Raw genomic sequence first — 6,000 nt, 5'->3', positions numbered from 1 at the left:
GGTTCCTCCACTTCCTAACCGTCTTCTGATTGATGCCGTAGCGCTTCGCCAGCGCCCTCAGGCTCTCTTGACTGTATCGCTCGACGGATCGCCTCTGTCGTCGTGGCGCTCCCATGAAGAACCTGGCACATAGCGCATCCTTTGATTCGGACGAAAAGTATGCGCCATCAAAGCCTGGGATCAAACAGTTCGCCCAGTTGGACTTCGGCACCGCCAAACCTCGCGCCGCGCGCCCGTCCTTCACATTCGGATTGAACGCGACATCGACATCGACAGCATCGTTGAAGGCATAGATTTCCGCCAGCGCCCGTCCGGCATCGACATCGTCCAGCTTGCCGACAAGTTCTTCCAGACTCGACGCGGTGACCCTGGTTACCTGCTTGATGCGGTACTCGTCTCGCAGCAGATGCGAGACCTTGCTGTCGAATATCTGCCAGGAAAATTGGCCGGGCTGCTCGAGGATGACACGGCCGTATTTGGCGTAAGTGTAATTGCGAAAATCCGCGCCCTCATCGACGAAGCGGCGTCCATGCGCGTTGATCATGATGCCGAAGGGGTAGCTGTGTTTCTGAAAATTGTCGCCAACGGCGAGATCACCAAAATCAGGGGCATTGCGCTCCCAGCCGACAGCGTGACAGCCTGACCAGTTGCCACATGCGGCAGCGCCGATTTCAAGCGCCATCCGCAAGCCATCACCCTGATTGAATCGGGTGCCGCGGACTTTGGCCAGATCCTAGCCGGCGCCGAGATAACGAGTGCGCCACTCCGGATTGGCCTGGAAGCCGCCGGCGGCCAGCACGATGGCCTTGGCATCGATGGTGAAGGTCCGTCCGCCATGTCGAACGGCAACGCCGGTGACCGCATCGTCGACACGCACCAGCCGTTCGGCGCGGCACTTATGTATTATCTCGATCCGCGAACGCCGGCAGGCGGCGGTAAGCGCTTCGACCAGGCCCGGCCCGCCGCCCCAGGCCTCGACGGTAAGTCCGCCCCAGAATTTGAACCGGCCGTCGATTTTGAATGCCTGGCGGCCATAGATGGGGGCGAAACGAACCCCCTTTTTCCCGCATCCACAGCAGCGTCGGGAAGCTGCGGTTGACGAGACGTTCGGACAATTCCGGACTGGTGCGATACTGAGTGACGCGGCCGATATCGTCGAAGAAATTGTCGGCCGTGTACTGACCGAAATCGGTGCGGTCCTTCTCCTCCTGCGACAGGTCGGGCATCAGGCGCGATCCTCCGGAGCGACTTCGAGCACCGCGACGCTGGCACCACCCTCGCGTGCCGCCAGCGCCGCGCAAAGTGCCGCGTTGCCGGCCCCGACCACAACGACATCGAATTTCCTTTTCATTGCATCCTCATCGAATTCATTCCAGGCTCAAATCAGCGATGCATGGACGACCTGTCATGGAATACCGAAATGCTCACGCCCCTCACCGAAGACGATTTGCGAAAGCACGGCCGAGGGGAAGCCATAGCCCTGCGCCTGCGCGACGCCATCTGCGACGGGACGCTGCGGCCAGGCGATCGTCTGGTGGAAGCTAGCGCCGCCAAGATGCTGGGGGTGAGCCGAACTCCCCTGCGCGAGGCGATCGAGAAGTTGCTCGTCGAAGGCCTGCTATCGAACAGTCCGAGCCGTGGCGTCGTCGTGACGGAACTCAGCCGATCGCAAGTTATCCAGATCTACGCGCTTCGCGGCGTACTTGAGGGTGCTGCGGCAGGCTTTGCCGCGCAGCATGCGTCACAGGCCGAGATCGATGAACTGGTAAGCATCCATGAAACCCTGGGCACTCTCCTCGACGCTCCCGATCGCCTGTTGAAGGCGAACCGGCGCTTCCACAACGCCATCCATTCCGCTGCCCACAATCAGTACCTAATCGAGGCGACGAGCCGTTTGGCCGATGCGCTAAGCCTGCTCCCCGGCACAACCTATTCGGCGGTCGGACGGCCTCAGGCAGCGCAGGCCGAGCATGGGACGATCATCGATGCGATCGTGCGTCGCGATGCCAACGACGCGGAGATCCAGGCGCGCGAACACATCGAGAGTGCCCGGCGTGTGAGATTGCGCCAGCTTTTCGGCGGCGACCAATAGTCAGGCCTGCGCGGATCCTCCCCCTGGCCAAGCTTGCACGCCTGAGGGGTTGGTCGCCGCCGATCAGGCGTTCGGCTAAAGCGTAAGCTTGCCGCTGGCGACCACCACGCCGCGTCCATGAACCTTTACTGAATTGCCGTGGACCTGGATGACGCTGGTTCGGCCCATTGCCGTACCTTGCTCGATCCGGATCTTGCCCGGCTGGGCGAGGCCGTTCGTCACCATGTGCGAGGCCAGCGGGCCGGCCGCCGTACCGGTCGCGGGATCGCGGCTTCCACTTCTCGCATCGTTCCGTTCCTCGACTTTTTCGGCAGAGAGGCCTAGTCCACGGGTCAAACTTGGCATGTGATTTCACACTGACGGTAATTCTAAAATCCTCAAACGACGTTGCGGGCATCATGGCCGCCCTGACCCTCATGTGCATGCCCGCCGTGACAGAAATTCATGATGAAAGGAGCCCACCGGTCTGCAAATTGCGCGTTCGGTATGTAGCCTGTGGTCGATTTCTTCCGTCAATGGACCTCTCCCCTAGCCCAAACACCTTCAAGATACGCGCGCTGATCAGATTGGCCTCGTTGTGGGTCGAGGCCCATCGCCGTCCTAAGCTCGATAACTCGGCCAAAGGAGATGACCCCGGTCCAACACGACAAACTGCGGCTTGACATGAAGCTAAAAGGTTTCGTATTAGGGCAGGACATGAAACCATAAAGTTCCATATATGAATGATGAAGACCTGGTCTTTAAAGCTCTGGCGGATGCGAGCCGGCGCGGATTGCTCGATCGCCTGCACGGACGCGCGGGCCAATCGCTTAGCGAACTTTGCCAGGGGCTGAAGATGTCGCGGCCGGCTGTCGCCAAGCATCTGCGTATCCTAGAGAAAGCCAATCTGGTGTCGGTTCAATGGCGCGGCCGTGAGAAGCTTCACTTCATCAACCCCGTGCCCATCAATGACATCGCCGAACGGTGGATTGGCAAGTTCGAGCGGCCGCAACTGCGATCGCTGTCGGACTTGAAGGACCACCTCGAAAGTACATCCAAGAAGGAGAATGACCATGGCTGAAAGCCGCTTTGTTTATGTCACCTACATGCGCGTTTCGCCAGAGAAACTGTGGGAAGCCCTGACCACGACGGAATTCATGAAGTCGTATTTCTTCGGCGTGACTTTTGAAACCGAATGGAAGAGGGGGGCATCTTGGCGGATGATTTACCCCGACGGCACGGTTTGCGACAGCGGGGAGATCCTCGAATTCAGCCCGCCGTCCAGGCTTGAATTGTCCTGGCGCAATGAATGGCGCCCCGAAATGAAAGCAGAAGGCGAGAGCCGGTGTGTGATGGAGATCGAAGCCGCCGGAGAGGCGGCGAAGCTGACGGTTACCCATTCGATCGGCGTCGAGAATTCCAAGTTAATCGCAGGCGTCTCGGACGGTTGGCCCCAAATCCTGTCAAACCTCAAGTCGCTCCTCGAAACTGGCGCAACGATTTGACGAGGTAAGCGCTATAGGACAGGTGATTTCGGCATCCATCGGTGTGCGCGTGCCACGGCAGAACGGGACAGGCCAGACTTTTCGAATTCTACTGCGATGTTCTGGGCGCCGCCCTCGTGGTTCAACGATTGGAGTGAAGGATGCGGGCTTGCAGGGTTAACGACGCGAGTCAAGCGGCTCTTCGTACAGATCGGACACGACGACGTGCGAAAGGGACAGGCGCCAGCGGGATGATCGAGTGAGTTTGTGGACGCTTTCTCGACCTGATGGGCCAATCCGCTGGTTGTCCGGTCCGAAGCAATGGTCCAAAATTATGGCTGCATCACCGGATCCGAGATAGCGGGTAGCGATCGTATGCTGGCGCTAATGGTGGGCGCAGAATCCTCAAGCCCACGGTTCACCGCTAACGCGTCTCAACGCGCGAAAACAGACCTGACCTCCCGACAGCACAAACGTCATCGTGCCCGACAAAATGAGAAAGCAATATTTTAGCGTCCTCTTCTGCCTCGCATTCAAAACTCCATCCCCTGGCTCGTAGCCCTCACCCGCATTGTCTTCGCGGGGGATATACAATACGGCGCCTTCCATGGTGAGACCTTATGATTGGCGGTATGACGCTAGGGGCGAAGTTGATGCCACCGTGCGATGGTAGACAATTAGAAATGTGTAGGTGGCCAGGCAGCCTGCATCAGCGGGACCGAAGGCTGAACACCCACTCCACTTGGTGAACATCGAAGCGTTAGGAGTGCGCGAAGAGCCGTGCGGCAAGCCTTATGCCCCGCATTATACAGGGTTGGCTCCGCGACTTGCTCGCCGACTGCCAGACCATCTTTCGAATTATCCAGATACAGCATCCAGAACGGTTCCATCGTCACATCTCCGCCTACGCGCGCCGCGGGTCGCCACGGCTATCGTTGCTCAGCTCAGGGTCCGCTTCGTCTATTGCGTATGCGCTTCGGGGCCTGGTCCTCGAGCGAGATTGTTTGCGGGCGTGCGTTACAACAACGCCGGATCTGCGATTCCTAATCGCGCCGTCGCCACTCTAAGATCTCCTTGGGTACGGTTTGTTGCGACACCGATGCGTTGATGCCGCAATGAATCGGACGAAGCCGTCTTGCGCTCATTATTGTGCTTGCGGGCAATAGAGAGGAAGCTTTGAACCATGGGATTGCTGAGGGACGCGCGCTGTGCCTTGATCGCGATTTGAGTTTCCTTTTTGATCTCCGAAGGATGAATTGCGCGTATCGCCCCAACCGCTTCCCAAGGCTTCGCCATATGCGAAGGCAGGAAGCCTAAGTGACGGCCAGCCAACACCAAAAACAGTATCCCTTCGGTCTGGTGCGACGTCGCCCGCGGTTTAAGATCGAGTTTGGTGATCAGGCTGGTCTCAGCGGCTGAGTAGCCGTGCTGAACCAGTGTACATCGTGATAGCATGCCAATGGTGATTGCGGAATCGTCGATGCGGTACAATTCGTGATCGCGCCCGCAAAATAGATAGCTAGTCTCCTTCAGCACAGGAATAGAGACCACCTTTGTGCAACGATCCGAGACCATAGATACACCAATATGAAGTCGGCGCTCCTGGACGGCACGATCAATCTCACTACCGGAACCGATGACTAATTTTAGCGTCAAGCCGGGGTGAGCTTTTACGTAGTCTGACATGATCTGATGAAGTAACAAATTTTCATTTGTAACCAGATTTTCGATGAATCCTATATAAAATGTGCCTACAAGCTCGGAATGAAATGTATTAACTCGTGAGCGAAACTCCTCAAGCGCCACTAAGAGCTGAGTTGTTGAATCGTAGACAACTTGTCCTTCCGGGGTGAGTGCGAATCCGCTTCGCCCTCGCTCGCATAGGCGGACCCCAAGTCGAATTTCTAAGTCAGTGACGTGCTTGCTGATTGCAGACTTGGTGAGCCCAAGCTCGACTTCTGCCGGCGAGAAGCCACCGCAGTCCACGACTGTGCGGAACACCCGAAGCAGCTTGAGCTCGAAATCGGTAAACTGGTTGGCAAATATGCGATGAGGCCAGCTCACGAATACCACCTACGGCGAAATTCTCGTTCACGGTGTCGGACTTCGCTGGGCATGAGTTTTCCTAGAGTGCGGACAAGTTGAACGCCCATCAGCTTATCTGATGAGTTGATGTTTTGTAAAGCGGATCCGCGAATATCCAGGATGGGCTTGTCGATTTGTGCGAGCGCAATCACGAAAAGACGCGATGGCTAGACGAATGATGGAGTCGGACTTGCCAAGTCTTTTTCGGCCCGTGTGACGCTATCGCACGGGCAGCCATTGATGGACTCTGCCCACAATACACAGAGGTAACCGTCTGCCATTTCTGCAGGAAAGGTTGGTTGCACTTTTTGGAAAGTGGGGTTGCCATCTGCTGTGTGACGCTATCGTCTCGGAGACGAT

Annotated in this window: 8 protein-coding genes and 1 pseudogene; 3 read left to right on the top strand and 6 right to left on the bottom strand. The window is 57.5% G+C overall.

Annotated features, from left to right (window positions below; genetic code table 11):
• The 4 genes and pseudogenes from NKI61_RS11235 to NKI61_RS11220 all read right to left on the bottom strand — a co-directional run.
• Positions 1-131: pseudogene (locus tag NKI61_RS11235) on the bottom strand (helix-turn-helix domain-containing protein); the annotation flags it as partial.
• Between the two features lie 602 nt (positions 132-733).
• A complete protein-coding gene (locus NKI61_RS11230) occupies positions 734-952 on the bottom strand; it encodes an FAD-binding protein (protein ID WP_245276642.1) in 219 nt (72 codons plus the stop codon).
• Positions 897-1,226, bottom strand: coding sequence for a hypothetical protein (locus NKI61_RS11225; protein WP_023808180.1), 330 nt, complete (start codon positions 1,224-1,226; stop codon positions 897-899). The genes NKI61_RS11230 and NKI61_RS11225 overlap by 56 nt, the downstream gene beginning before the upstream one ends.
• Positions 1,226-1,351: an FAD-binding protein gene (locus NKI61_RS11220; RefSeq protein ID WP_023808179.1), complete on the bottom strand. Its 126-nt coding sequence runs from the start codon at positions 1,349-1,351 to the stop codon at positions 1,226-1,228. Before NKI61_RS11220 ends, NKI61_RS11225 begins: the two co-directional genes overlap by 1 nt.
• Positions 1,352-1,393: 42 nt before the next feature.
• On the opposite strand from NKI61_RS11220, the gene NKI61_RS11215 reads away from it, so the two are divergent.
• Entirely contained in the window at positions 1,394-2,092 is a 699-nt protein-coding gene (locus NKI61_RS11215; RefSeq protein WP_023808178.1) for a GntR family transcriptional regulator, read from the top strand.
• 75 nt (positions 2,093-2,167) lie between these two features.
• Here the strand turns inward: NKI61_RS11215 and NKI61_RS11210 are convergent, their stop codons facing one another.
• Positions 2,168-2,437 carry a PhzF family phenazine biosynthesis protein gene (locus tag NKI61_RS11210; RefSeq protein ID WP_023808177.1) on the bottom strand — a complete coding sequence of 90 codons (270 nt, stop codon included), beginning with the start codon at positions 2,435-2,437 and terminating at the stop codon, positions 2,168-2,170.
• Positions 2,438-2,810: 373 nt separating this feature from the next.
• On the opposite strand from NKI61_RS11210, the gene NKI61_RS11205 reads away from it, so the two are divergent.
• Positions 2,811-3,152: an ArsR/SmtB family transcription factor gene (locus NKI61_RS11205; RefSeq protein WP_023808176.1), complete on the top strand. Its 342-nt coding sequence runs from the start codon at positions 2,811-2,813 to the stop codon at positions 3,150-3,152.
• Positions 3,145-3,576 (top strand): SRPBCC family protein, encoded by a 432-nt coding sequence (locus NKI61_RS11200; protein WP_023808175.1) that lies wholly within the window; start codon positions 3,145-3,147, stop codon positions 3,574-3,576. Before NKI61_RS11205 ends, NKI61_RS11200 begins: the two co-directional genes overlap by 8 nt.
• Before the next feature lie 996 nt (positions 3,577-4,572).
• Here NKI61_RS11200 and NKI61_RS11195 read toward each other — a convergent pair.
• Positions 4,573-5,619: a LysR family transcriptional regulator gene (locus NKI61_RS11195; protein ID WP_352839509.1), complete on the bottom strand. Its 1,047-nt coding sequence runs from the start codon at positions 5,617-5,619 to the stop codon at positions 4,573-4,575.
• Between the last annotated feature and the right edge of the window lie 381 nt (positions 5,620-6,000).

This window comes from Mesorhizobium sp. M0514, from assembly GCF_040321145.1.
In the GTDB taxonomy this organism is placed as follows: domain Bacteria; phylum Pseudomonadota; class Alphaproteobacteria; order Rhizobiales; family Rhizobiaceae; genus Mesorhizobium.
This window is presented reverse-complemented; position numbering and strand designations above follow the sequence as displayed.

Coding starts and splice junctions, on each gene's coding strand:
- NKI61_RS11215 (WP_023808178.1), top strand. CDS start 1,394: ATGGACGACCTGTCATGGAATACCGAAATGCTCACGCCCCTCACCGAA.
- NKI61_RS11210 (WP_023808177.1), bottom strand. CDS start 2,437: ATGCCAAGTTTGACCCGTGGACTAGGCCTCTCTGCCGAAAAAGTCGAG.
- NKI61_RS11220 (WP_023808179.1), bottom strand. CDS start 1,351: ATGAAAAGGAAATTCGATGTCGTTGTGGTCGGGGCCGGCAACGCGGCA.
- NKI61_RS11225 (WP_023808180.1), bottom strand. CDS start 1,226: ATGCCCGACCTGTCGCAGGAGGAGAAGGACCGCACCGATTTCGGTCAG.
- NKI61_RS11200 (WP_023808175.1), top strand. CDS start 3,145: ATGGCTGAAAGCCGCTTTGTTTATGTCACCTACATGCGCGTTTCGCCA.
- NKI61_RS11205 (WP_023808176.1), top strand. CDS start 2,811: ATGAATGATGAAGACCTGGTCTTTAAAGCTCTGGCGGATGCGAGCCGG.